At 71.5% G+C, this 24449-nt stretch carries 20 protein-coding genes and 1 pseudogene; 7 read left to right on the top strand and 14 right to left on the bottom strand.

Annotation, left to right across the window (positions count from 1 at the left end):
- The 5 genes from DEJ48_RS31030 to DEJ48_RS31010 are packed head-to-tail and all read right to left on the bottom strand — an operon-like array spanning position 1 to position 5835.
- Positions 1 to 1320 carry an NtaA/DmoA family FMN-dependent monooxygenase gene (locus DEJ48_RS31030; protein ID WP_150219485.1) on the bottom strand — a complete coding sequence of 440 codons (1320 nt, stop codon included), beginning with the start codon at positions 1318 to 1320 and terminating at the stop codon, positions 1 to 3.
- Entirely contained in the window at positions 1317 to 2378 is a 1062-nt protein-coding gene (locus DEJ48_RS31025) for an LLM class flavin-dependent oxidoreductase (protein WP_150219484.1), read from the bottom strand. The genes DEJ48_RS31030 and DEJ48_RS31025 overlap by 4 nt, the downstream gene beginning before the upstream one ends.
- Positions 2379 to 2409: 31 nt before the next feature.
- Complete coding sequence (locus tag DEJ48_RS31020) at positions 2410 to 3186, bottom strand: amino acid ABC transporter ATP-binding protein (RefSeq protein ID WP_317850939.1); 777 nt, start codon at positions 3184 to 3186, stop codon at positions 2410 to 2412.
- Positions 3170 to 4972 carry an FAD/NAD(P)-binding protein gene (locus DEJ48_RS31015; protein WP_150219483.1) on the bottom strand — a complete coding sequence of 601 codons (1803 nt, stop codon included), beginning with the start codon at positions 4970 to 4972 and terminating at the stop codon, positions 3170 to 3172. The genes DEJ48_RS31020 and DEJ48_RS31015 overlap by 17 nt, the downstream gene beginning before the upstream one ends.
- Positions 4969 to 5835, bottom strand: coding sequence for an amino acid ABC transporter permease (locus DEJ48_RS31010; RefSeq protein ID WP_150219482.1), 867 nt, complete (start codon positions 5833 to 5835; stop codon positions 4969 to 4971). The genes DEJ48_RS31015 and DEJ48_RS31010 overlap by 4 nt, the downstream gene beginning before the upstream one ends.
- 549 nt (positions 5836 to 6384) lie before the next feature.
- On the opposite strand from DEJ48_RS31010, the gene DEJ48_RS31005 reads away from it, so the two are divergent.
- Positions 6385 to 7347 (top strand): ABC transporter substrate-binding protein, encoded by a 963-nt coding sequence (locus DEJ48_RS31005; RefSeq protein WP_150219481.1) that lies wholly within the window; start codon positions 6385 to 6387, stop codon positions 7345 to 7347.
- 26 nt (positions 7348 to 7373) lie between these two features.
- Here DEJ48_RS31005 and DEJ48_RS31000 read toward each other — a convergent pair whose 3' ends face one another.
- A complete protein-coding gene (locus tag DEJ48_RS31000; RefSeq protein ID WP_190537692.1) occupies positions 7374 to 8657 on the bottom strand; it encodes a DUF5685 family protein in 1284 nt (427 codons plus the stop codon).
- A 288-nt stretch (positions 8658 to 8945) separates the two neighbouring features.
- On the opposite strand from DEJ48_RS31000, the gene DEJ48_RS30995 reads away from it, so the two are divergent.
- Complete coding sequence (locus DEJ48_RS30995; RefSeq protein WP_150219479.1) at positions 8946 to 9395, top strand: cell division protein SepF; 450 nt, start codon at positions 8946 to 8948, stop codon at positions 9393 to 9395.
- A gap of 10 nt (positions 9396 to 9405) precedes the next feature.
- On the opposite strand, the gene DEJ48_RS30990 is transcribed toward DEJ48_RS30995, so the two are convergent.
- Complete coding sequence (locus DEJ48_RS30990) at positions 9406 to 10602, bottom strand: acyl-CoA dehydrogenase family protein (RefSeq protein ID WP_150219478.1); 1197 nt, start codon at positions 10600 to 10602, stop codon at positions 9406 to 9408.
- A 271-nt stretch (positions 10603 to 10873) separates the two neighbouring features.
- Here DEJ48_RS30990 and DEJ48_RS30985 point away from each other — a divergent pair.
- Positions 10874 to 11682 (top strand): IS5 family transposase gene (locus DEJ48_RS30985; protein ID WP_223832262.1). Its coding sequence is split into 2 segments (ribosomal slippage): positions 10874 to 11221 and positions 11224 to 11682, totalling 807 coding nucleotides; the frame shifts between segments, so codons are not numbered across the junction.
- Positions 11683 to 11820: 138 nt separating this feature from the next.
- On the opposite strand, the gene DEJ48_RS30980 is transcribed toward DEJ48_RS30985, so the two are convergent.
- Positions 11821 to 13461: an MFS transporter gene (locus DEJ48_RS30980; RefSeq protein ID WP_150219476.1), complete on the bottom strand. Its 1641-nt coding sequence runs from the start codon at positions 13459 to 13461 to the stop codon at positions 11821 to 11823.
- Positions 13462 to 13693: 232 nt separating this feature from the next.
- Between DEJ48_RS30980 and DEJ48_RS30975 the strand changes: the two genes are divergently transcribed.
- Positions 13694 to 14842 carry a mannosyltransferase family protein gene (locus tag DEJ48_RS30975; RefSeq protein ID WP_150219475.1) on the top strand — a complete coding sequence of 383 codons (1149 nt, stop codon included), beginning with the start codon at positions 13694 to 13696 and terminating at the stop codon, positions 14840 to 14842.
- Positions 14843 to 15090: 248 nt separating this feature from the next.
- Positions 15091 to 16119: a phosphatase PAP2 family protein gene (locus DEJ48_RS30970; protein ID WP_150219474.1), complete on the top strand. Its 1029-nt coding sequence runs from the start codon at positions 15091 to 15093 to the stop codon at positions 16117 to 16119.
- A gap of 118 nt (positions 16120 to 16237) precedes the next feature.
- Here the strand turns inward: DEJ48_RS30970 and DEJ48_RS30965 are convergent, their stop codons facing one another.
- A complete protein-coding gene (locus DEJ48_RS30965) occupies positions 16238 to 16453 on the bottom strand; it encodes an I78 family peptidase inhibitor (protein WP_150219473.1) in 216 nt (71 codons plus the stop codon).
- Positions 16454 to 16938: 485 nt separating this feature from the next.
- Here DEJ48_RS30965 and ctaD point away from each other — a divergent pair.
- Positions 16939 to 18609, top strand: a pseudogene (ctaD, locus tag DEJ48_RS30960) (cytochrome c oxidase subunit I); the annotation flags it as partial.
- On the opposite strand, the gene DEJ48_RS30955 reads toward ctaD, so the two are convergent.
- The 5 genes from DEJ48_RS30955 to DEJ48_RS30935 all read right to left on the bottom strand — a co-directional run bounded on the left by DEJ48_RS30955 (position 18512) and on the right by DEJ48_RS30935 (position 23788).
- The gene (locus DEJ48_RS30955; protein WP_150219472.1) at positions 18512 to 19615 is read right to left on the bottom strand and encodes a helix-turn-helix transcriptional regulator; all 1104 of its coding nucleotides are present in this window, start codon (positions 19613 to 19615) and stop codon (positions 18512 to 18514) included. The pseudogene ctaD and the gene DEJ48_RS30955 sit on opposite strands and share 98 nt — an antisense overlap.
- 41 nt (positions 19616 to 19656) lie before the next feature.
- Positions 19657 to 20541: a hypothetical protein gene (locus DEJ48_RS30950; protein ID WP_150219471.1), complete on the bottom strand. Its 885-nt coding sequence runs from the start codon at positions 20539 to 20541 to the stop codon at positions 19657 to 19659.
- The gene (locus DEJ48_RS30945) at positions 20538 to 21800 is read right to left on the bottom strand and encodes a glycosyltransferase family 4 protein (RefSeq protein WP_150219470.1); all 1263 of its coding nucleotides are present in this window, start codon (positions 21798 to 21800) and stop codon (positions 20538 to 20540) included. Before DEJ48_RS30945 ends, DEJ48_RS30950 begins: the two co-directional genes overlap by 4 nt.
- Positions 21801 to 21963: 163 nt before the next feature.
- The gene (locus DEJ48_RS30940; protein WP_150219469.1) at positions 21964 to 23247 is read right to left on the bottom strand and encodes an ABC transporter substrate-binding protein; all 1284 of its coding nucleotides are present in this window, start codon (positions 23245 to 23247) and stop codon (positions 21964 to 21966) included.
- The gene (locus tag DEJ48_RS30935; protein ID WP_190537689.1) at positions 23222 to 23788 is read right to left on the bottom strand and encodes a hypothetical protein; all 567 of its coding nucleotides are present in this window, start codon (positions 23786 to 23788) and stop codon (positions 23222 to 23224) included. Before DEJ48_RS30935 ends, DEJ48_RS30940 begins: the two co-directional genes overlap by 26 nt.
- Before the next feature lie 146 nt (positions 23789 to 23934).
- Here DEJ48_RS30935 and DEJ48_RS30930 point away from each other — a divergent pair, with 146 nt between their 5' ends.
- Positions 23935 to 24447, top strand: a complete 513-nt coding sequence (locus tag DEJ48_RS30930; RefSeq protein ID WP_150221503.1) for a hypothetical protein — start codon at positions 23935 to 23937, stop codon at positions 24445 to 24447.
- Positions 24448 to 24449: the final 2 nt, after the last annotated feature.

The raw sequence follows: 24449 nt of genomic DNA, 5'->3' as shown, positions 1-24449 counted from the left end.
TCAACCCTTCCATACCGGCTCGCGCAGCCCGAGGTGGGAGCGGAGCGTCGTGCCTTCGTACGCCGTGCGGTACGCGCCGCGCTCCTGGAGCAGCGGCACCACCCGGTCCACGAAGTCGTCGAGGCCGCCGGGGGTGAGGTGCGGCACGAGGATGAAGCCGTCGGCGGCGTCGGTGCGCACGAACTCCGTCAGGTCGGCGGCGACCCGATCCGGGGTGCCGATGAAGGACTGGCGTGCCGTGGTCTCGATGACCGTCTGGCGGATGGAGAGCCCCTTGGCCTCGGAGAGCGCCCGCCACTTCGCGGCGACGGCGAACGGGTCGGTGATCTTCACCCGGCCCTGGACGAGCTCGGAGTCGGGGTCGGGGTCGATGTCGGGCAGCGGCCCGTCCGGGTCGTACGCGGAGAGGTCGACGCCCCAGACCTGCTCCAGGGCGAGGATCGCGTTCTGCGGGGAGACCTGGTCGCGGCGGATCTCGGTGGCCTTCTCCTGCGCCTCGGCCGCGGTGTCGCCGAGGACGAAGGTGACGCCGGGCATGATCTTCAGGTCGTCGGCGGAGCGCCCGTACTTGGCGAGGCGCCCCTTCACGTCGGCGTAGAACTCCCGTCCCGCCTCCAGTGTGCCGTGCCGCGTGAAGATGACGTCGGCGGCGGACGCGGCGAACTCCCGCCCCTCCGGCGAGTCGCCCGCCTGGATCACCACGGGGTGGCCCTGCGGGGAGCGGGGCGCGGTGAACTCGCCCTCGACGGAGAAGTGGCGCCCGCGGTGCGCGAACGGCCGCGGCCTGCCGTCCGGCGTCCAGGAGTCCCACAGTTCGCGCGCGGTCGCCAGGAACTCGGCGGCGCGGGTGTACCGGTCGGCCCGGTCGAGGTAGCCGCCGCGCCGGAAGTTCTCGCCGGTGAAGGCGTCCGATGTGGTGACCACGTTCCAGGCGGCACGTCCGGCGCTCAGGTGGTCGAGGGCGGCGAACCTGCGGGCCAGCTCGAAGGGTTCGTTGAAGGTGGCGTTGACGGTGCCGGCCAGACCGAGCCGCTCGGTCACGGCGGCGAGCGCGGTCAGGACGGTCAGCGACTCGGGCCGTCCCACGACGTCCAGGTCGTGGATGCGCCCCTTGTGCTCGCGCAGCCGCAGCCCCTCGGCGAGGAAGAAGAAGTCGAAGAGGCCGCGCTCCGCGGTGCGGGCGAGCGACGCGAAGGACGAGAAGTCGATGTGCGAGCCGGATGCGGGGTCGGACCAGACGGTGGTGTTGTTGACGCCCGGGAAGTGGGCGGCCAGGTGCACCTGCTTGGGCCGCTGTGCCGTCTCGTGTCGCCGTGTCATGCGGACTCCCCCGTGAGCGCTGCGTATCGGTTGGCGGGCCGGGCGAGACCCAGGTGTTCGCGGAGCGTGCTGCCCGGATAGAAGGTGCGGAACAGGCCGCGGTGCTGGAGCAGCGCGACGGTGCCGTTGACGAGCCGCTCCAGGTCACGGCGTGGCTCGGCGGGCGTGAGGTGGAAGCCGTCGACGGCGCCCGCGCGGTGCCAGTCGGCGATCAGCTCGGCGAGGTCGACGGGCCCGCCCCGGTAGGCGGGCCCGCCGGCGGTGGGCAGCGGTCCGCCGCCGTGGCCCGGCTCGGCGGCGTGCTCGCCGTCACCGAGATCGATGTCGAGAGCGGCGAACACCAGAAGCGTCCGCGGGTCGCGGCCGAACCGGGCGGCGAGGCCCCGCAGTTCGGCGCGGGCGGCCGCGGCCCGCTCGGCGGAGGCGGCGCGCACCAGGGCGACGTCCGCGTGCCGGGCCGCGGTCTCCCGGGCCTGCGGCGCGGTCGCGTCGACGACCCGCACCGGGTGGCCCTGCGGCGGCCGCGGCACGATGGAGGGCCCGCGCACCGAGAACGTACGGCCCGCGAAGTCGGCGTAGTGCAGCTTGTCCCGGTCGACGAAGCGGCCGGAAGCCACGTCCCGTATCTCCGCGTCGTCCTCCCAGCTGTCCCACAGCCGGGCGGCGGCGTCGGCGACGTCACCGGCCTCCCGCCACAGCTCCTCGCGCGGCGCGGCGCGGCGCCGCCCGAAGAGCCGCGCCTCGGCCTCGGTCGCCGAGACGTCGAGCGCCCAGCCGGCCCGTCCGTGGCTGACCCAGTCGAGGGTCGCCACGGCGGCCTGCACGTGGAACGGCTCGGTGTGCGTGGTCGTGACGGTCGGCACGAGGCCGATGCGTGCGGTGTCGGGCGCGATCCTGGCGGCCACGGCGAGCGCGTCGGGTCCGGGGCGCGCGAAGGAGTCGCCGAGCGTCACGAAGTCGAGCGACCCGTGCTCGGCGAGGAGCGCCGATTCGAGGTAGGGGGCGGCTTGGTGGGTGTCGGCCCGGTCGATGGCGACGGCGAGGTGGAGCGAAGGCATGCGTACTCCCGGAGGGCTGGAGGACCTTGGACTAGAGGACCTTGGAGAGGAAGGCGCGCGTGCGGTCGTGGCGCGGCCTGTCGAGTACGTCGGCGGGGGCACCCTGTTCGACGACGCGGCCGTCGTCCATGAAGACGACGGTGTCGGCCACCTCACGGGCGAAGCCGATCTCGTGCGTGACGACGATCATGGTGGTGCCCTGCCGGGCGAGGTCCTTGATGACGTCGAGGACCTCGCCGACCAGTTCGGGGTCGAGAGCCGAGGTCGGCTCGTCGAAGAGGAGCAGTCGCGGTTCGAGGGCGAGCGCGCGGGCGATGGCGACGCGCTGCTGCTGGCCGCCGGAGAGCCGGCGGGGATGGGTGTCGGCCTTGTCGGCGAGGCCGACGCGCGCCAGGAGCTCCCGCGCGGTCCTCTCGGCCGCGGGGCGCGGCCGTTTGAGCGCGGAGACGGGCGCCTCGACGATGTTCTCCAGCACGGTCAGGTGCGGGAAGAGGTTGAAGTTCTGGAAGACGAAGCCGATCCGGGTGCGCTGCTTGAGCACCTCGCGTTCCGGCAGCTCGTACAGCTTGTCGCCGGAGCGCCGGTAGCCGATGAGCGATCCGTCGACGGTGATCCGTCCCGCGTCGACCTTCTCCAGGTGGTTGATGGTGCGCAGGAGGGTGGACTTGCCGGAGCCCGACGGTCCGATGACGACGGTGACCTCTCCCCTGCCGACGTGCAGGTCGACGCCCTTCAGGACCCGCAGGGAGCCGAAGGACTTGTGCACGGAACGGACGTCGACCATCGGGGTGTCACTGGGCTGGGGCATGGCTTCCTCGGGTCTTGGTCGTGGTCGTGGACGTGCTCGTGCTCGTGCTCGTGCGGAGGAAGTCGAGTACGGCGCGTGCCGTGGCGTCGTTCTGCCGGAAGGTGGGGCTGTTGGTACGCGGCCGGGTGAACGCTCCGGCGCCGCGCGCGTCGGTGTGCGGGCCGAGTGCGAAGCGGCGCGGGTGCGGCACGCCCGCCCGGTCGAGGATCCGTCCGTCGACCGGGTCGACGGCGAGGAGTCCGGCCGCGGTCGACGCGGCGCCCTCGGCGTGCAGGGCGCGCAGGAGCGGGTCGCGGGTGCGGGCGAGGGTGGGCTGCGGGAGCCGCGCCTCGACGAGCGCGCGGGCCTCGGTGACCTGTCCCGGCAGGGTGGGGCTCTGGGCGCGGAACACCCCGTCCTCGGCGGTGACCTGGACGTCCGCGCCGAGGAACCGGACGACTCCGGCGCGGGAGAGGGCGAGCAGCTGGTGCAGCCGTGGCCCCGGAGGCCCCGACGCGAGGTAGCTGAAGAAGCCGTGCCACCAGGTGCCGACGTCGCCGAGCCGCACCAGCTGCCCGTACACGGAGAGCAGTCCGAGGAAGACGGCGAGGTCGGGGCTGTGCCGGGGGTCGTGCCTGCGCGCGAGGTCGTCGGTGATGTGGGCGCGAAGACCGTCCTGCAGCGCCGCGTACGAGGTGTGGCGCACCCCGGCCAGCGGGTGGTCGAGTGCGGTGAGGTCGAGCCGGTCGGCGGGGTCGGGCACGGCGGAGGCGACGAGGGCGTCCAGTTCGGGGCTGCCGGGGTCGCAGGCCGCGTACTTCTCGTCGAAGTCCGTCCAGGCGACGCGGGTGCGTTCGGGGTGGGCGGCGAAGAGCCGGTGGTAGTGGGCGAAGCCGAGCTCCTTCTCGACGAGCGGCCAGACGTCGCGCCGGAAGTCGTGTCCGCCGGGTCTCGCGAGGAGATCGTCGATCTCGGCGGGCCCCAGGAACCGGGGAAGCGGCGGCCGTTCGCCCGCCCAGTCGTAGCCGATCTTCGAGCGGTACGGGACGCCGCGCCGCGACCCGACGTACAGGACCGGCTCGCGGCCCGAGGGGTGGTACGTGTCCCCTTCGTACCGTCCGCCGCGCCCCTCGGTGAGGAGCACCATCAGGTCGACGAAGGCGAGGCCGAAGCCGCGCACGATGACGGGCGCGCCGGGTTCGAGCGCCGACAGATCGGTGTCGGCGGTGAAGTCGGGCGGCAGGTGCACGAGGCCGGTGCGTTCGGCGTACGCGGCCAAGTCGGCCTGTTCGTCGTCGAGTTCGGCGTCCAGATGCCCCTGCGCGAGGATGACGGCGTCGGCGGCGAGCGGTGCGTCGACGCCTTCGAGGGTCACCTCCTGGCGGGTGTCGCGCGATCCGGTGACGCGCAGGGCCCTGCGCCGGTGGTGGTGGACGACGACGCCTTCGGGCAGGGCGGCGACGGCCTTCTCGTACACCCAGCGCAGGTAGGCGCTCTGCTCGCGGCGGCCGAGGAAGGCCCGCCCGTCGCGCCCGGCCCACTCGTGGAGCGCGGGGCCCGGCAGGACGGGCCCGTCGACCTCCACCGTCTCGTCGGTGAACATCGTGACGTCCTGGGCCTGCGAGTTCATCCACAGCAGCGGCGACTGATCGTGCCGCCAGATGCGGCCGCCGCCCGGCGGGTAGGGGTCGACGAGGTGGATGTCGAGGCCCGACCCGCCGTACAGCTCCCCCGCGTTGGCGCCGATCCGCTCCAGGATGCCGGTGGCGCGCGGCCCCGCGCCCACGATGACCAGCGACCGCCTCACCGGGCACGCTCCGAGCCCTTGGCATAGTGCCGCTCGACGTAGTACTGGCCGACGCTGAGCACCGAGGTGACCACGACGTACCAGATGGTGGCGACCATGAGCAGCGGGATGACCTGGTAGGTGCGGTGGTAGACGAGCTGCACGGAGTAGAGCAGGTCCTGCACGGCGATGACGGAGACGATCGAGGTGCCCTTGAGGGTGCCGATCAGCATGTTCCCGGCCGGCGGCACGATGGACCGCATGGCCTGCGGCAGGACGATCCGCCGCCACCTGCGCCACCGCCCGAGACCCAGCGACTGGGCGGCCTCGGTCTGCCCGCGGTCGACGGAGAGGATCCCGCCCCGCACCACTTCGGCGGCGTACGCGGCCTCGTGCAGGGTGAGCCCGATGACGGCGATGGTGACGGGACCGAGCAGGTTCACCGTCTTCACGCCGAACAGCTGCGGGTACAGCGCCCCGATGTTGAACCAGAAGAGCAGCTGCACCAGGATCGGCATCGACCTGAAGAACCAGACGTATCCCCAACTCACGGCCCGCAGAACGGGGTTGGCGGAGAGCCTGCCCAGGGCGAGGAGCGTGCCGAGGGCGAAGCCGAGCGCCATGACGAGGGCGGTCAGCCAGAGCGTGAGCCCGAGCCCGCGCAGCACGGATGCCGAGGTGAAGTAGTCACCGACGACGTCCCATTGGAACGCGTCGTTGCGTACGACGGAGGTGGCCGCCAGCGCGAGCAGGACGAGGATGACGACGGCCGCCGTCCACTGTCCCGCGCGGGGGCGGGGCACGATGCGCGGCTCGTCGGGGAGTTCGGCGGGTTCGCGGGGCTCGGGGACCGGTGCCGGTTTGGCGAGGATGTCGGAAGACATGCGGAAGGCTCCGTGGATACAGAAGATCGAACACGGGTGATGCCTTCACACGGACCGAGCCCCTCAGCACGATCCGCCTCGACATTACGGTGCCGCGCACACGCGTTGTCAAGGCTGTCCAGGATGTGAGCCTTACGTCTCACGGCAGTTGACGCGGAAACGGATGCCTGTTCCACTTGGCCCATGCATCCACAGCAGTGGCTGGTCACGCGCTCCCACATCGACTTCGGTCGAGTGTGGTCGGCGTCTTGTTGATGCCCTTCTGAGCCGACCCCCTGCGCGCCGGACCCGCCACGGGTCCGCCTCTCTCCTTCTCCACGGACCGGTCGGTCTTCCGCGTACGTCCGACGCCCGCGCCGCCGCGCGCCGTCGCCCCCGCCTTCACACGCGTACGTCACCGCTCTGCCGTCACAGGCGTCACGAGCGGTGACACCCCCTCCCCTCGTACGTCTGCCTCGCCTGCCCTTCGAACGTTCGCTTCGCCCTGCCCTTCGATCGTTCGCTTCGCCCTGCCCTGCCCTGCCCCGTCGAGCTGGAGACCGTCACGCCATGAGCACGCCCCTGCAGTCCCGCCGCATCCCGGCGGCCTTCGCCCTGATCACCGCGGCCACCCTCGTTCTGACCGGGTGCGGGTCGGGCGGTGACGCCGCGGGGTCCGCGGGCGGTGCGGCCCCCGCCGGCGGGAGCGCGAAGATCCCGACCACGGACGTGGTGGCCTCGGTCGGGAAGGACGGGAAGGCGGCGCGCCTGCTCCCGGACGACATACGCGACCGCGGCTCGCTCTCGGTCGCCTCCTCCGTCGGCGGCACGCCGCCCGGCGCGCTCTACCTGGAGGACGGCAGGACCGTCGTCGGCCAGGACATCGACTTCGCCGATGCCGTCGCCAAGGTCCTCGGCCTGAGGCTGGAGCGGGAGGCCGCGAGCTTCGAGGCGATCCTGCCGGCCCTGGGCAGCGGCAAGTACGACCTGGGCACCGGCAACTTCGGCGTGACCGACGAGCGCAGGAAGACCATCGACTTCGTCACGTACATCAACGACGGGCAGGGCTTCGCCGTCCGGAAGGACAGCAAGCTGAGGAAGGTCACCGACTTCGAGCAGCTGTGCGGCCTGAACGTGGCGACCGGCGCGGGCACCACCTTCGAGGTCACGCTGGAGGACAACAAGCACGTCTGCGAGGAGGCGGGCGAGAAGCCGTACAGCGTGAAGACGTACGCCGAGCAGGGCGCGATCTGGGCCGCGCTCCAGCAGGGCAGGGCCGACGTGGTGATGTCCACCCTCAACGGTCTGCGGTACGCCGTGAAACAGCAGGAGGGCCTGAAGTTCCTCGGCGAGTACCGGCGGCTCGACGTCGGCTTCGCCTTCAAGAAGGGGTCGGAGCTGGCCCCGGCCTTCCGGGCCGCGGTCGACCAGCTGATCAAGGACGGCACGTACGACCGCATCCTGAAGAAGTGGGGCACGCAGGGCTCGGCGATCGAGAAGTCGCGGATCTCACCGCCGGAGATCAAGAGCTGACGCCCGGTCACGCGCCCCGGCTCCGGCTACAGCCCGCAGTCACAGCAGGAGCAGCACTCGCAGATGCCGCAGCAGCCGCAGTCGCAGTCGCCGCAGTTGTTGCAGCAGCCCTCGCGCTTCTTGCGGGACCATGGACCCTCGTACGAGTCGGCGCAGCACATCTTGCAGGTGCAGCAGAGCCCGATGGCGACGGCACACCCCGCCCAGAAGCCGCGCTTGCCGGGCTTCGGCGGCTGCGGTTCGAAGGCGGGCCCGCCCCCGACGCCGCCAGGGCCGTCGAAACCGCCGGGCCCGCCGGAAGCCCCGCCCCCGTACGGGTTGCCACCCCCGTACGGATTCCCGCCGCCGTAAGGCCCGCCCTGCGGCGGAGTACCGTACGCACCCCCCTGCGGCGGCCCGAAGCCCCCGCCCTGATGCGCCGTCACCTCGTGCGAGGCGCCCCCGTGCCCGCACGCCACCGTGCCGAAGGCCCGGTCGATCGACGTGCCGAGCTCGTGCGCGAGCAGCCGGTGCGCCAGCTTGCCGTCGGTGAACTCGGCGTCACGCAGTGCGAGCCTGATGCCGTGCAGCGCGTCGTCGGCGAGGCGGCGCGCCTCGGCCAGGGACGTGCCGGTCGCGGTGAGCGGGTTCCACGCGCCCGACGCGGCGTCAGCTTCCTTGTCCTCGACGGCGTCGAGCAGGTGGGCGAGCCTGCCGAAGAGGCGGCCCGCCTCGGCGAGCGGCGCCGCGTTGCCGGGCCGCCCGGCGAGCACGGCGGTGTGCGCGAAGGCCGCGGCGGTCGCGGACTCCGTCGGCTCGGTGACCGCGAGCAGGGAGGTGCCGGGGCCCGCCAAGGCCTCGACGCCGGCCTGCCGTTCGACGGCGTCGACCAGGACCGCCGTGTCGAACCCCACATCGGCGCCGGTCCGGGCGCCCGCCCGGTCCCAGTTCCGCGCCACGCGACACGCGGCGACAGCCACCGGCCTGCGCGCCAGGAGCCCGTCACCGTCGACGACATGGTCACGGACCTTCGCCGACGCGAGCACCAGCGAGACGGCGGCGGCGAGCCGCGCCCCCTCCCCCTGCGCGACGGAGGCAGTCCGCATCCCGCGCAGCGGGCAGGGCCCCGCGGTGCGCCGCCGGCCGGTCGACCGCTCCGCCTGAGCCTCCGTCAGAACCGAGATGATCAGGCCGTCGTAGTTGGTGACGACGCGGGCGAACTGCCCGTGGTCGCCGCGCAGCGCGAGGCAGAGCCCGCACAGGTGCGCCATCCACTGGGTCTTGAGCCCTTCGCCGAGGCGGTGGCTGCAGGGCCTGACGATTCCGAACAAGACGACTCCCCCGAGCCCGTGTGCGATCAACCCCGGCATCGTAGCCATCGTCTCGTTCACCCGTACGCACCGGCCGTCACCCATACGCCGTGAAGAATCATATTTCACTCAGTGTCAGCAGCCGTACACAGCACGACCCTTGGAGCGCACCGCACATCGGCGTGTTGACTCTGCACCAGTACCGTCACGAAAACCCCGCGCGGCGACTATCCACTTGGCGCATCATCCGCATCATGGACGACGATAGGGATGCGGAATTCAGGGAAACCGCTGCGAGAGGAGGCGTCCATGGGATCGGTGCGCAAGGCGAGTGCTTGGCTTGGCCTCGTCGACGACAACAACGACGAGCGTTACTACGACGACGGCTACGAAGACGACCGGAGCGAGGGACCCGACCAGCCGGAGGCCTGGGTCACCGACCCGCGTGTGCGGGTGGCGAGCGAGAAGGCCCAGGAGCAGGAACACCGGATCGGGACCGTGACCCCGGACAGCTTCCGGGACGCCCGCCGCATCGGTGAGCTCTTCCGGGACGGCGTCCCGGTCATCATGAACCTGACGTCCATGGAGCCCACCGACGCCAAGCGCGTGGTCGACTTCGCGGCGGGCCTCACCTTCGGCCTGCGCGGTTCGATCGAGCGCGTGGCCACGCGGGTCTTCCTGCTCACGCCTGCCGACACCCAGATCGTCAACGGCGAGGCCGGCAGCCGCGCGACGGACGGCTTCTTCAACCAGAGCTAGGCGAGGCCGCTCACCGGAACGCGTCGAGACCGGTGAGCGCCTTGCCCAGTACCAGCTGATGCATCTCGGACGTGCCCTCGTACGTGAGGACGGACTCGAGGTTCGTCGCGTGCCGCATGACGGGGTACTCCAGCGAGATCCCGTTGGCGCCCAGGATGGTCCTGGCCGTGCGGCAGATCTCGATCGCCTCACGGGCGTTGTTGAGCTTGCCGAAGCTGATCTGCTCGGGACGCAGCTTCCCCGCGTCCATGCGCCGGCCCAGGTGGTGGGCGAGCAGGATGCCCTTGTGCAGCTCGACCGCCATGTCGGCGATCTTGGCCTGGGTGAGCTGGAAACCGCCGATGGCCCGGCCGAACTGCTCGCGGCTGCTCGCGTAGTCGACGGCGGCCTCGAAGGAGGACCGGGCCGCGCCCATCGCGCCCCAGACGATGCCGTAGCGCGCGTGCGAGAGACAGCTCAGTGGGCCCTTGAGGCCGACGACCTCGGGCAGCACCGCGTCCCCGGGCAGCCGCACCTCGTCGAGGACCAGCTCGCTGGTGACGCTCGCGCGCAGCGACCACTTGTGCTTGATTTCCGGCGCCGAGAACCCCTGAGCATCGGTCGGTACGACGAACCCCCTGATCCCGTCCTCGGTCTGGGCCCAGACGACGGCGACCCCGGCCACCGACCCGTTCGTGATCCACATCTTCCGGCCGCTGAGCACCCAGTCGGTGCCGTCCTTCTTCGCGTGCGTACGCATGGACGCCGGGTCGGAGCCGTGGTCCGGCTCGGTCAGGCCGAAGCAGCCGATGATCTCGCCCGCGGCCATGCCCGGCAGCCATCGCTGCTTCTGCTCCTCGGAGCCGAAGCGGTGGATGGCGTACATGGCGAGGGAGCCCTGCACGGAGACGAGGGAGCGGATGCCGGAGTCGGCGGCCTCCAGCTCCAGGCAGGCGAGCCCGTACTGCACGGCGCTGGCCCCTGCGCAGCCGTATCCCTCCAGGGACATCCCGAGGGCCCCGAGCGAACCCAGCTCCCGGGCCAGCTGGCGAATACCGGGCAGCTCACCCTTCTCGTACCAGTCGGCGATGTGCGGCAGGACGCGGTCGGTGGCCCAGGTCCGGACGGTGTCCCGGATCGCGAGGTCCTCGGGGTCGAGGAGGTCGTCGATGCCGAGGGGGTCGGCGGGGTCGAAGGGCGGCAGAGGGATGCGGGCGCTTGCGGACATGCGGGCCTCCGGCAACACAAAACTAGCACTGATAGTTAGCACACTCGCGCCGACGTTACGACGCAGTCTCCCCCACGTCCAGACCACCCGAGAACACACCCCGACGGGACGCACCACGCAGCGGAGGCGCTTTCAGGGGCGCGGGGAACTGCGCGACAAGCCCCCACACACCCGCACCCGAACGGGGCGCGTCAAGCAAGGGACGCGCCGCGCTGGGGGACGCGCTTTAGAAGCCATTTCAGTTGGCGTGATTTTGCGGCAGTCTGGGGTGATGACTGCTGCGCTCGTCGAGCGGATGGCGCCGGAAGACTTATGGGAGTTGTTCCAGCGAGTGGTGCCGCCGGCGCCGGTTCGCCCGCAGGGTGGAGGCCATCGCCGGCGCGGGGGCCGCGAGGTGCTCGCCGCGATCATCTTCGTGGCCACCTCAGGCTGCACATGGAACCAACTGCCGCCGGGCTTCGGGTTGTCGGGGGTGACCGCCTTTCGCCGGTTCACCGAGTGGACCGAAGCCCGGGTGTGGGCCAAACTCCATCGCCTGGTCCTGGACGAACTCGGCGCCCAGGGCGGGCTGGACTGGACGCAGTGTGCGATCGACTCCGTCAGTGTCCGCGCCCTCAAAGGGGGCAGCTGACGGGACCGAATCCGACCGACCGCGGCAAGAAGGGATCGAAAATCCACCTCATCGTCGACCGGCAGGGTCTGCCCCTGTCGATCGGCATCTCCGCCGCCAACCTCCACGACAGCCAGGCCCTCATCCCTCTGGTTCGTGGCATCCCGCCGATCCGCTCCCGTCGCGGCCCGCGACGCCGACGGCCGGGGAAACTGCACGGAGACAAGGGCTACGACTACCGCCACCTGCGGCGATGGCTGGCATCCCGCGGCATCCGGCACCGCCTCGCCCGCAAGGGCATCGAGTCGTCCCAGCACCTGGGACGACACCGCTGGGTCGTGGAGCGGACCGTGTCCTGGTTGTCCGGCTGTCGACGCCTGCACCGCCGCTACGAGCGCAAGCCGCAACACTTCCTGGCCTTCACCGCCATCGCCGCAACCCTCATATGTCACCGCAGACTGACCAAGTGAAATGGCATCTTAGGGGCGCGGGGAACTGCGCGACGAACCCCCACGCACCCGCACCCGAAATCTGCCCCCATCAAGGGGCGCGGGGAACTGCGCAAAGAACCCCCACGCACCCGCGGGGAACACCGCCCCCACCGAAGGTCAGACGTCGGCAGACGACCCCGCCCCGACCCGCTCGGGGTCCCGAGGCCCAGGAACCCGCTCAGCCCGCCCCGCAGGGGCAGAACCAGAGCCCCCACACTCCATCCCCCGCGGCAGCTTCAGCGCAGCCACCGCCCCCAGCAACAGCAACCCCGCACTGACCAGCAAGGTCACATGCAGCCCATGCACGAAGGAGTCCCGAGCCGCGCTGCGCAGCGCGGCCCCCGCCCCGCCCCCGACCCGCCCGGCGACCTCGTACGCCTCCCCGAGCGAGTGCCCCGCGGCCGCGCTGTCCGCGGCGGACACCCCCTGCACCGACGAGAGCCCCGGCGCGTACGCCGCGTTCATGACGCTGCCGAGCAGCGCGATGCCGATCCCCGCACCGAGCTGGTAGGACGTCTCGCCGATCGCCGCCGCGCCGCCCGCCTGCGCCTGCGGCGCCTCGCTCAGCATCGACTCGTACGCACCGAAGAGCGTGGTCTCCAGGCCGAAGCCCAGCAGCACGAACCCGACGAGAAGCAACGCGTCGTTCGCGTGGCCGCCCATGCCCGTGAGCAGCAGCACGGCGAACGCGGTCAGACAGAAGCCGGCGCAGACCATCGCGCGCGGCCCGAGACCGCCGAGCATCTTCGAGCCCGCGAGTCCCGCGGCCATCGCGGCGATCGTCAGGGGGAGCAGCCGCAGCCCCGTCTCCAGCGGGGAGAGCCCCAGCACCAGCTGGAGATATTGCGCGGCGATCAGTTCGAGGCCCACGAGGGCGAGCATGGCGAGGACGATGCAGCCGACCGACGTGCTGAACGCGGGCCGCATGAACATCGACAGGTCGACCAGCGGGTGCTTGCGCCGCCGCTGCCGGCGGACGAAGCCGACGAGGAGGGCGCCGCCGAGGAAGAGGGAGAGCAGGGTGGTGAGGCCGAGCGGGTCCTCGCCGCCGCCGAGCCGCTTCACCCCGAGGACGAGGCCGAAGAGCCCGCTCGCGGCCATCAGCGCGCCGACCACGTCCCACGGCCCGTCCCTGTCACCGGTCGACTCGGGCAGCAGCCAGCGGCCGATGGGCAGGCTGACCAGCATCAGCGGGATGTTTATGAGGAAGACCGAGCCCCACCAGAAGTGCTCGAGGAGGAACCCGCCGAGCAGCGGCCCGACGGCCGCGCCCACCGCGGCGACCGCGCTCCACAGGCCGATGGCGACGGCCCGCTCGCGCCGGTCGGGGAAGACCTGGCGCAGGATCGACAGCGTCGCAGGCATGATCATCGCGCCGCCGACGCCGAGCAGCGCGCGGGCCGCGATGAGGACCTGCGCGTTGTCCGCGAGGGCCGCGACCGCGGAGGCGACGCCGAAGAGGGCGTAGCCGAGGAGGAGGACGCGTCTGCGGCCGACGCGGTCGCCGAGCGTGCCGAAGAGGATGAGGAGCGAGGCGCAGACGAGTGGATAGATGTCGACGATCCACAGCAGTTCGATGGCGCCGGGCTTCAGGTCCTCGGTGACCGCGGGCACCGCGACGTGCAGCACGGTGGCGTCGACGGCGACGAGCAGCAGGCTCACGCAGAGGACGACGAGCACGACCCAGCGGTTGGCCCCGGCACCGGCCCCGGATCCCCGACGGCCCTGCTGTGCTGCGGCCGTGGTCGTCCCGGACATGTGCGTACCTCCCAGTGGTCCCTCGCATCGGCGGCCTTGCGGGACGGTGAACTCCCGGCTGCGGCGGCGCGGACAAAGGCGAGTGAGCCGTCAGAGTACGCGAGTCCTCGCCCGGGACGCGTGGCGGACCTCTCACGGTTGTACGGATGTGATGTGGCATGCGCCACGCCCCCCGTCATCGGCCACGCCCCGTGGCCGCGTCCGGTTCCCGGTACGGCCGATAATCGAGCTCGTGACCGATCTTGATCAACGACCACCGCCGGCTCCGGCGGGCCCCGTGCTCCGCCGCGCGGCGCCCGCGCTCCTCGTGTACGCGGGGGTGCGTGCGCTGGGCGTCGCCGTGCTCGCGGTCTGGGGCGCGGTGGCGGGCAAGAGCCCGCACACGCTCCTGACCGCCCGCTGGGACTCGCTCTGGTACACCCGCGTCGCCGAGCACGGATACGGCTGGGAAGTGACGCTCCCGGACGGCAGCGTCCACTCGAACCTCGCGTTCTTCCCGCTGCTGCCCTGGCTGGAGCGGCTCGTCTCGGCGGTGAGCCCGTTGTCGTACGCCGACGCGGGGCTCGTGGTGAGCTGGGTCGCCTCGCTCTTCGCCGCCGCCGGGATCTTCGCGGTCGCCGACCATGTGTACGGGCGGCGCGCCGGCGTCTGCGCGGCCGCGCTGTGGGCGGTGCTGCCGGTCGGCATCGTGCAGTCGATGGCGTACAGCGAGTCCTTGTTCACGGCGCTCGCGGCCTGGTCGTTGTACGCGGTGCTCAGGGATCGCTGGGTGACGGCGGGCGTGCTCGCCTCGCTGGCGGGTCTGACGCGGCCGGTGGGCGCGGCGGTGGTCGCCGCGATCTGGGCGGCGGCCGCCGTCCGGATGTACCGGGAGCGGCGGGCGGACGGGCGCGCGCTGCTCGGCGTGGTCCTGGCCCCGCTGGGCGCCGCGGCCTACGTCCTGTGGGTCGGCCACCGCACCGGCGGCGGCCTCTTCGGCTATCTCGACGTCCAGGCGGGCTGGGGCAACGGCTTCGACTTCGGTTACGCCTTCGTGCGCTTCGTCGGGGAGAAGTTCACCTCGGTGCCGGGCGCCCTTGCGGGCCTCGGGCTGATCGTCGGCGTCGCCCTGGTCGTGTGGCTGTACGTCCTGTGCGTGCGCCGCGGGCAGCCGCTGCCGCTGCTCGTCTACTGCGGGATCGTCGTCGTGCTGGCCCTCTGCGCGGCCGGCTACTTCGGCTCGAAGCCGCGGCTCCTGATGCCCGCCTTCCCGTTGCTGCTGCCGGTCGCGGTGGCGCTCGCCCGGCTGCGGACGTCCAGGTCGGCGCTGGTGCTCGGGGGTGTGGCGGTGGCGAGCGCGGTCTATGGGGCGTTCTGGCTGCACGGCTCGGGCCCGCCGTGATCGCGTCATGATCATTTCCGTGGCCCACGGTGATCGAGGGGGAAATTCCGCGCCAGGACCCGGTGAACGAATTCATAAGGGGCATAAAACTGCGCCGGAAATGATCAGCCAATTGACTAAGGCGGTCGGTGCGGAATAAACAAAACACGGGAATAAACCTCGTGTTGAGATCAATCCCACATCACATCGTCATCACAAAGCCACTGATTCGGCCTAGTGCCGCACTCACTCGCTGTAACGTCGATTGGGTGCGTACCGAACGAAACCTCACCCGTCTTGACCGGGTCTTCGCCCGGCTGGACCGTGAGCCGGAACGACCGACCCACCTCGATGTGCCGAGGATGAGCCGGCACAGGGTCGTGCTCTTCAGCGCGACCCTGGCCTTCTACCTGGCCATCGTCGTCGCCGTGCTGACCACCTCGTGGCTGGTGCGCTTCGACTGGCAGGTCATGTTCTTCCGGCCCTACCAGCAGTGGCCGGAGATCCACGCCTTCCTCGACTACTGGGTCGTGCTCGGCCAGCGCGGCCCGACGGCCGTGATGGTCGCGGCCTGGCTCGGCTGGCGCTCCTGGCGGCAGCACACGCTGCGTCCGCTCCTCATGTTCGGCGCCGCCCTGCTCCTGCTCAACGTCACCGTGGGCGCCGCGAAGCTCGGCATGGGCCGCCTCGGCCCGCACTACGCCACCGCGATCGGCTCGAACGAGATGTGGCTCGGCGGCGATATATTCCCTTCGGGCCACACCGCCAACGCCGTCGTGACCTGGGGAATCCTGGCCTACCTCGCCTCAACCCCGCGCACCCGCCGCTATCTGTCGGCCCTCTCCGCGGTGGTCTCGCTGAGCGTCGGGCTCACCACCGTCTACCTCGGCACGCACTGGCTGAGCGACGTCTTCCTCGGCTGGGCCGCGGGCCTGCTCATCCTGCTCGCGCTGCCCTGGTGCGAGACGCTGATCACCCGCGTCGAGGCCATGATCTTCAGCGTCCGCGAGTCCTGGCGGGCCCGCCGCACCGGCATCATCACGGTGCCGGAGCCCGGCCCCGCGCCGGTCGGCGCGACCGCCATGATCCCGCAGCGCACGGCCCCGGACGGCGAGACGACCGTGCGCGAGCCGGTCGCGGCCGCCCGCGGCGCACGCCCCGCGGCCTACCTGGCACCCGGGCCGCACACGGCCCGCTCGGAGCGGACGCCGGTCACCCCGGCGGGCAGCCGCCGCCCGCCCCACTCCGACCGCGTGCCGCGCGGCACCACGTCGGCCCGCCCGGTGGCGGGCGGCTGACCCCACAACGGCGGGGGCCGGTACGCACAGCCCATCCCCCGCACCGCGAAGGCCCCGGTTCCGTGTCGGAACCGGGGCCTTTCGCCGTGCGCGTGCCCGTCGCTCCCGGGCGGGCGGCTCAGCCCTTCCAGCAGCGCGCCACGACGCCGTCCTTGACCTCGAAGTTGAGCCGCCCCGCGAGGTACTCCATCGTGATGATCGTGCCCGGCCGCAGCGACCTGACGGTGGACCAGCCGCGCTCGCGCGCCTGCCGCTCGGCGCCGTCGGCCGGCATGCCTACGTAACCGTCCGGGCTGTCCTGGGGCTCTGTGGGAGGGGTCGGGATAGGTGCCATGCCCGCCACGGTAGGCGAGCGCGGCCCCGCCGGGGAAGGCCGGCAGGCGTGCGGAAGGCGCCACGACGGGCGCGCGGAAGACCCTGCGGCGGGTCCACACCATGCGTCACGGATACCTCTCCGGTCACGCTTTCGTCACAGGATCACGACGCGCGTTTTGGTCGAACTCCGTCACACGTACGGGCGGTTCCGTACTTGTACCGACGTAATTCACGAGTGTCAGCACGTCACTCGGAAGGGTTCTCCCCTACGCCCGGAAAAGACCGGTCCGAATAAGATCGCGCCCCGTCGCCGCACCCTTTTCCGGGCACCCGCATTTCCGAATCCCGGCCCTCGCACGGAAGGTGACGAAGTGTGGAGGAATTCGCCATTCCGGCTTGCCCTCTGTCGGTCGCGCGGCGACGCGAGCATCATGGGTGGGCTTCGGACAGCTGCGGGCGGCCGGCTTCGTGCGGGCCCGGGACGCGAGGGCGAAGGGGCGGGCGATGGGGACCGAGACGGCGCAGGCGGCCGAACGACCGGTGCGGGACCGCCGTCCCGGCCGGATCGTCGTGGACTGGCTGACGACCACGGACCACAAGAAGATCGGGCACCTCTACCTGATCACGTCGTTCGTCTTCTTCCTGATCGCCGGCGCGCTCGCCCTGCTCATGCGGGCCGAACTGGCGAGGCCCGGGCTGCAGCTGATGAGCAACGAGGAGTTCAACCAGGCCTTCACCATGCACGGCACGATCATGCTGCTGCTCTTCGCGACGCCGACGTTCGCGGGCTTCGCCAACGAGATCATGCCGCTGCAGATCGGCTCGCCCGACGTCGCCTTCCCACGGCTGAACATGCTCTCGTACTGGCTGTTCCTCTTCGGCGGCCTGATGGTGCTCGGCTCGCTCCTCGTGCCGAGCGGGCCCGCCGCGTTCGGCTGGTTCGCGTACGCCCCGCTCAACAGCATGGAGCGGTCGCCGGGCGTCGGCGCCGACCTGTGGATCATGGGGCTCGCGCTCTCCGGCTTCGGCACGATCCTCGGCTCGGTGAACTTCCTGACCACCATCATCGGCATGCGGGCGCCCGGCATGACGATGTTCCGGATGCCCATCTTCACCTGGAACGTCCTGTTCACATCGATCCTGGTGCTGATCGCGTTCCCCGTGCTCGCCGCCGCGCTGCTCGTCCTGGAGGCGGACCGGCGCTTCCACTCGCTCGTCTTCGCCTCGGAGAACGGCGGTGCGCTGCTGTGGCAGCACCTCTTCTGGTTCTTCGGGCATCCCGAGGTCTACATCATCGCGCTGCCGTTCTTCGGCATCATCACGGAGATCATCCCTGTCTTCAGCCGTAAGCCGATCTTCGGCTATCTGCCGCTGGTCGGCGCGACGACGGCCATCACCGGTCTCTCCGTGGTCGTGTGGGCGCACCACATGTTCGCCACCGGCGCGGTCCTGCTGCCGTTCTTCTCCTTCATGTCCTTCCTCATCGCCGTCCCGACGGGCGTGAAGTTCTTCAACTGGACGGGCACGATGCTGAAGGGCTCGCTGTCCTTCGAGACACCCATGCTGTGGGCCGTCGGGTTCCTGGTGAGCTTCCTGTTCGGCGGCCTCACCGGCGTCCTGCTCGCCTCGCCGCCCATCGACTTCCACGTCACCGACACGTACTTCGTCGTCGCGCACTTCCACTACGTCGTGTTCGGCACCGTCGTCTTCGCGACCTTCGGCGGCTTCTACTTCTGGTGGCCGAAGCTGACGGGCAAGATGCTCGACGAACGGCTCGGGAAGATCCACTTCTGGACGCTCTTCATCGGCTTCCACACCACGTTCCTCGTCCAGCACTGGCTGGGCGCCGAGGGCATGCCGCGGCGGTACGCGGACTACCTGGCGGCGGACGGCTTCACGGTGCTCAACACCGTCTCGTCCATCGGCGCGTTCCTGCTCGGCATGTCGACGCTGCCGTTCCTCCACAACGTCTGGAAGACCGCCAAGTACGGCGAGAAGGTCGACGTCGACGACCCCTGGGGCTTCGGCCGCTCCCTGGAATGGGCGACCTCCTGCCCGCCGCCGCGGCACAACTTCGTCACGCTGCCCCGGGTCCGCTCCGAGTCCCCGGCGTTCGATCTGCACCATCCCGAGTACGCGGCGTACGAGGCGCAGGACGCGGGCCGGGATCCCGCCCGGCGCCCCGACGATCTGCAGACGGACCACCCCGGTCCGGGGCACCCCGGTCCAGAGCACGACTGAGCAGGTCCCTGGAGGCCTCGATCCGTTCCGACAGCTCCGCGGGCTCGACGACCTCGAACTCCATGCCCAGGAACAGCACGTGGAAGACCATGACGTCCAGGCTCGTCGCGCCCGTGCGCAGCAGACACGTCCGCTCGGTCTCGGCCTCCAGGGTGCCGTCGGCGGGCGAGAGCCGCTGTGCGGCCTCGTCCGCGGGAACGAGGAGGCGGACGACGGCGTGTGCGGCGTACGCGTGCGTGGAGAGGCCTTCCGCGACGTAGGCGGCGAGGTCCTCGGCCGGCGGGGTGCGCGGTGCGAAGCGGGGGCCGTGCGGCGGCCGCGGGGCGATGCGGTCCGCGCGGAACGTACGCCAGTCCTCGCGGTCGAGGTCCCACGCCACGAGGTACCAGCGGCGCTCGGTGCAGACCAGGCGGTGCGGCTCCACCGTCCTGCGGGTGGAACTGCCGCCGTGGTCGCGGTAGTCGAAGCGCAGCCGCTCGGAGTCCCTGCAGAGGTCGGCGAGTTCGGTGAGGACCGCCGGGTCGACGCCCTCCCGCCGCGGGGCGCGCAGCAGGGGCACGGTGAACGCGTTCAGGGCGCCGACGCGGCGCCGCAGCCGGTTCGGCAGCACCTGTTCGAGCTTGGAGAGCGCACGGACCGAGCTCTCGCCGATGCCCTCGACGCCCTGCCCCGCGGCGGTCCGCAGCCCGACGGCGACCGCGACCGCCTCGTCGTCGTCCAGGAGCAGCGGCGGCAGTTCGGCCCCTGCGCCGAGCTGGTAGCCGCCTCCGGTGCCCGGGCTCGCGTTCACGGGGTAGCCGAGCTCGCGCAGCCGGTCCACGTCGCGCCGGACCGTGCGCGGGGTGACGCCGAGCCGTTCGGCGAGGTCCGCGCCGGACCATTCGCGGTGGGCCTGCAGCAGCGAGAGCAGGCGGAGCAGTCGTGCCGAGGTCTCCAACATGGACGTGATTGTGCCGGTGGAACGGCCCTGCCCGCCCGCCCCTACTCGCCCGTCCCCTCCTTCGCGTTCGTCTCGCGCACCCGCACGGACAGGTCGTTGTCGAGCGTGTAGTACGGGCCCGCCTCCAGCGTGCCGTGCTCGGCCGTCGCGCACGGCACGACCGGGTACGTGAAGATCGCCTTCTTGTCCGGGACGTCGTCCAGGAGCCGGGCGAGGCGCACCCGCGGGCCGCTCTCGCCGGCCGGGCGCAGCCACAGGTCCCAGGGGCCGGCCCCGCGGTCGGCGAGCGGGCCGTACGACAGCGCGAAGGAGAACTCCGGCCCTTCGGTGGTGATCTCGGCCCGCTGGACGGCGTCCGGCTCGTCGCGCCGGACGGCCTCGACGTATCCGGCGTCGGTGAGCACGGTGCCGTACACCCGGCCCCGCACGGTCACGGCGGCGCCGGAGATCTCCATCTCGCCGGCCTCGGCGTGCGGGGCGCGCCACCAGCTGCGCACCGAGAGGTTGCCCTGCTTCGTCGCGTACGGGATACGCACCGCGACATGGCCCCGGCTGCCGCTCGGCGCGCGGTCGACCAGGGAGCGCAGGTCGTTCACGCCCGGCATGAGGCGGCGCGGCTCGCCGCCCGCGACCTGCGCGTACGCGTTCCAGCGGCCCTCGGCGAGCTCGACGCTGCTGGGCAGCGCGGCCCGCAGCCTGCCGTCGCCCGACGAAGTCAGCGGCAGCCGTACGTCCTCCTCGGCGGAGTCGGCGTCGCGGCGGCGCAGCACGAGGTGCGCGACGGCCTCCGTGCCCGGCTCGCCGGGGTCCGTGACGTCGAACGTGAGCCCACCGGCGGAGTCCGCGATGCAGTCGGCACGCGGCGCCCCCGACGCCTCCTGGTCGTCCCCGGCGTGCGCCGCCTGCGAGGTGGCCAAGGCCGTCATGCGGTCGATCCCTTCGTCTGTGCCCGGCCGAGGTCCCGCACGGCGTACGCGCCCCCGAGCAGCGCGCCGCGCGTGCGGTGCAGGGAGCCGCGCATCCGGCCCCCCACCGAGCTCCCCCGGGCGAGCATCCCGGTGAACATGGTGTCGTAGCGCTCGGCGATGCGTTCCGGGTCGAAGCGCTCGGAGTCCTGCAGCGCCGCACCCGCCATCTGCTGCCGGAGCGAGTCGTTGTTGATCAGTTCGAGCAGTCCGCCGGCGATGGCGTCGGCGTTGCCGACCTCGACGAGCCGGCCATCGACGCCGTTGGAGATGATCTCGCCGGGGCCGTGCGGGCAGTCCGTGGCGACCACGGGGAGCCCGCAGCGCATCGCCTCGACGATCGTCATGCCGAAGGACTCCAGGCTGGAGGTGACGGCGGCGATGGAGCCCTTGGCCCACTCGGGCTCGATCGGGTGGGCGGGGCCCATGAGGAAGACGTGGTTGTACAGGCCGAGCTCGTCGATCAGGGCGCGCAGCTTGTCCTTCTGCTTGCCGCCCCCGTAGATCCGCAGCCGCCAGTCGGGGCGCTCGCGCCGCACCTTGTCGAAGGCCCTGATCAGCAGGTCGTACCGCTTCACCGGGGCGAGGCGGCCGGCTGCGACGACCCACTTGTGGGAGCCGTCGGCGGGCTCGATGCCGGGCGCGGGGACGGGGTTCGGCACGGCCTGGACGTGGACGCCGGGCAGTCGCATCTTGCGGGTGTACGCGCGGGCGTCGGCCTCGGTCGTCGTGGTCAGGACGTCGAGGCGGGGGTAGACGCTGCGGAGCTGGCGGCGCAGTTCCTTGCTGTGGCTGTCGAGCGTGAGGTGCTCCTGGCCGACGCGCAGCGGCCCGCGCGCGGTCTGGCGGGCGAGGTGCACGTTGAGGCCGGGCCGGGTGCCGATGACGACGTCCGCCTCGACGCCCGAGAGGTGGGCGGCGATGCGCCGGTCGGTGAGGGCGCTGTACTGGTTGTAGCGGCCCTCGGCGCTGGGGAACGTCCGTGCGGGGCGCAGGTGCTCGGGGTCGTCTCCCTCGTAGCCGGCCGTGTTCTTGCGCAGGTCGACGAGGTGGCTCAGTCGGACGCGCTGGTCAGGCGCGAAGACAGGCTCGTCGCGGTGCCGGAAGACGGATACGACCTCGACGTCATGCTGTTGGGCCAGCGTGTTCGCCAGGTTGTACGTCGTCCGGATCGTCCCTCCGATTCCGTACGCGTTGTGTATGAGGAAAGAGATGTGCATGCGTCCCCGTATTCCGCGCTTCCATGCGGACAGTCCCCCTCGTCCGCCTACCGCAGGGTTAGACGGGGATTCCTGGCCAAGGGTTGGGTTTCCTCACCATCCTGTTCCCGAACAGATGCGTGATCGGTAGCCACGAATGGGAACTTTTTTGCGATCCCGTGCATCAAGGCTGGTAAGCGAGCTGGGGTACGTCGAAACACTGGTCGTTCATGTCGCCCTGCGTGACCCATCCGTCACCGTCCCGCCACCGCGCGACGGACAGACACGTCCTGCGGGTCCTCGGCGGCTGCGCCCGGTGCTCGAACGTCACGGGAATCAGCAGCCCCCGCGCCGAATACGGCTTGTTCCGGTTCATGAAACGGTCCACGCACGCGCGCGTGACGTCACCGTCCGGGCAGGACTTCGCGGCGTCGGTGAACCACATGGCGGCGGCCCAGCCCTCCAGCTGCCACTGTGACAGGCCCTTGCCGCGCACGGCGGCGCGGAACTCGCGTACGGCCGGGTGGTCGGTGTCCTCGTAGTTCCTGCTCGACCCGGTGGCCCACAGGGCGTTGCGGCAGCGGGGCGCGTCCTTGTAGTCGTCGCCGACGGACGAGGTCCAGTTCTGCACGTTGGTGACCTTGGCGGTGACCTTCGCGCCGACGTCGTCCATCGCCTCGCACAGCCGGGCGTTGCCGTGCGTGTCCATCGCGTCGAAGACCAGGTCGGCGCCCTGCTCCTTGAGGTCGGCCGCGGCGGCGCGGAAGTTGGGCAGCGCGAAGTCGACCTGTTCGGTGACCACCTTGTAACCCTCGACCTTCAGGCCCCGGGTGACGAGCCGGGCGTACGCGGCGGAGGCGGCCTGGTTGTAGGAGACGACGGCCGCGGTCCGCGCGCCCCGCTCCCGCTTGAAGTAGCGATAGACCTCGGTGCCCCCGTACAGCTCACCGCCCCAGCCCGGCTTGCCGTTGCGCGGGGCGAGGCTCCCGTAGATCCCGTACAGATGCGGATACGTCTCGTAGGCCGCCCCGATGGGCTGCCCTCCGATGTCGGGCACGCCGGCCCGCGAGACACGGGCCGCGCCCGCGTAGTCCAGGGCCGACGTGGCGACGAGCGCGACGACCTTCTCCTCCTCGACGAGCCGGTGCACGCAGTCGTTGTTGCCGACGCCGCTGCCGCCGTCGTCGCAGGTGCGCACCTCGACCTCGCGGCCCCCGATGCCGCCCCGCGCGTTCAGCCGGTCGAAGTAGGCCTTGGCCCCGTCGCGCGGCCCGGTGAACGCGGCGCCGCCCACCGGACTGGTCGCGCTCGTGATGATGCCGACCCTGACCGGCGCTCCCCCGACCGGGGCGGACGCCGTGCCGCGCCCCTCGAAGTCGCTCTCGGGCAGCCGGCTCCCGCAGGCGGCGCCCGCCAGCAGAACCGCGACGACGAGCAGCGCCTCAACAGCCGGGACCCGGCGACTCATTGCCGCTCAGCTTCACCAGGGCGCACAGGGTCTTGACGGAGACCTTCCACGTGTCGTCCTGGTTGACGGCCGTCCCCGAGGCGTCGGGCAGCGCGGTGGCGCCCTTCAGGGTCAGCGCGTACGTCACGTCCGCCTCCGTCGCCGAGCCGAACCCGACCTCGGTCACGTCCGCCGCGACCTGCTGGCCGCGCTCGTCGCCGCTGAAGCTCTCCAGGACGTCGCGCATCTCGGGACCGTTCTCCAGGACGGTCTCCTTCTCCTTCAGCGACGTCTTCGGGTCGAAGAACTTCTCCCAGTTCTCCGTGACCTCTTTTTCCGCGGCCGCCGGATCGGCGGGAGCGGACGCGGACCCGCCCGCACGCTCGCTGCTCTTCTCCACGGACGGCTCGGGCGGCGTCGCCCCGTCCCCGCCCCCGCTGTCGTCACCGCAGGCCGCGGCGGCCGGTCCGATCAGCAGGGCCGCGGCGGCCGCCAGCGCCGCGCTCCGGGCCCTGCCCCGCCCTTGGTGCGTCCCCCGCCTGGGGCTGATCCCGAGAACCATCTGGTCACCACCGGGTATCGGTCCGGACCGAGCGGGCCCGGAGCTTTCAGCGTCGGCTTCCAGAAGGCATAGTGCAAGCCATCGGCTGACATGGACAGCCCACCGACGTTACTGATGTGACCGACGACGTGTCCCAGGGGGCCTCGATGCGGGCGGATCGGACAGCTCGGACGGCCGGCGCGGAACGCCTGCGGGCCGTGCATCCCATGCTGTGGGCGGCCTTCGCGTCGCTCGCCGTCGGCGCGGTGCTGTGCGTGCTCGGCTGGTACGGCGTCTCCGGGGAGCGGTTCGCCGAGCGCCAACTGCCCTACCTGGCGTCCTGCACGGTGCCGGGCGCCGCGCTGATCGTCGCGGGCACGCTGCTGCTCACGCACGGCAGGAGCGTCCTGGCGGCGGCGCGAGTGGAGGAGCTGTACGGCCTCCTGGTCTCCACCCAACCACCGCCGCCCCCGGAGCGAGCCCACCCCACGGCCGACGGCACACCGCTCATGATCCCCGGCGGCACACTCTGGCACCGGGCGGACTGCCCACTGGTCGCGGGAAAACCAGAAGCTGTCCCCGCCGACGCCACGGTCCTCTCCGCGCAGGCCCTCGCGCCCTGCCCCATCTGCGAACCGACCCGCCCTCCGGACCCCACCACCCCCACGCCGGAGCACTGACC

This window comes from Streptomyces venezuelae, assembly GCF_008642315.1.
Classification (GTDB): Bacteria; Actinomycetota; Actinomycetes; order Streptomycetales; family Streptomycetaceae; genus Streptomyces; species Streptomyces venezuelae_D.
This window is presented reverse-complemented; position numbering and strand designations above follow the sequence as displayed.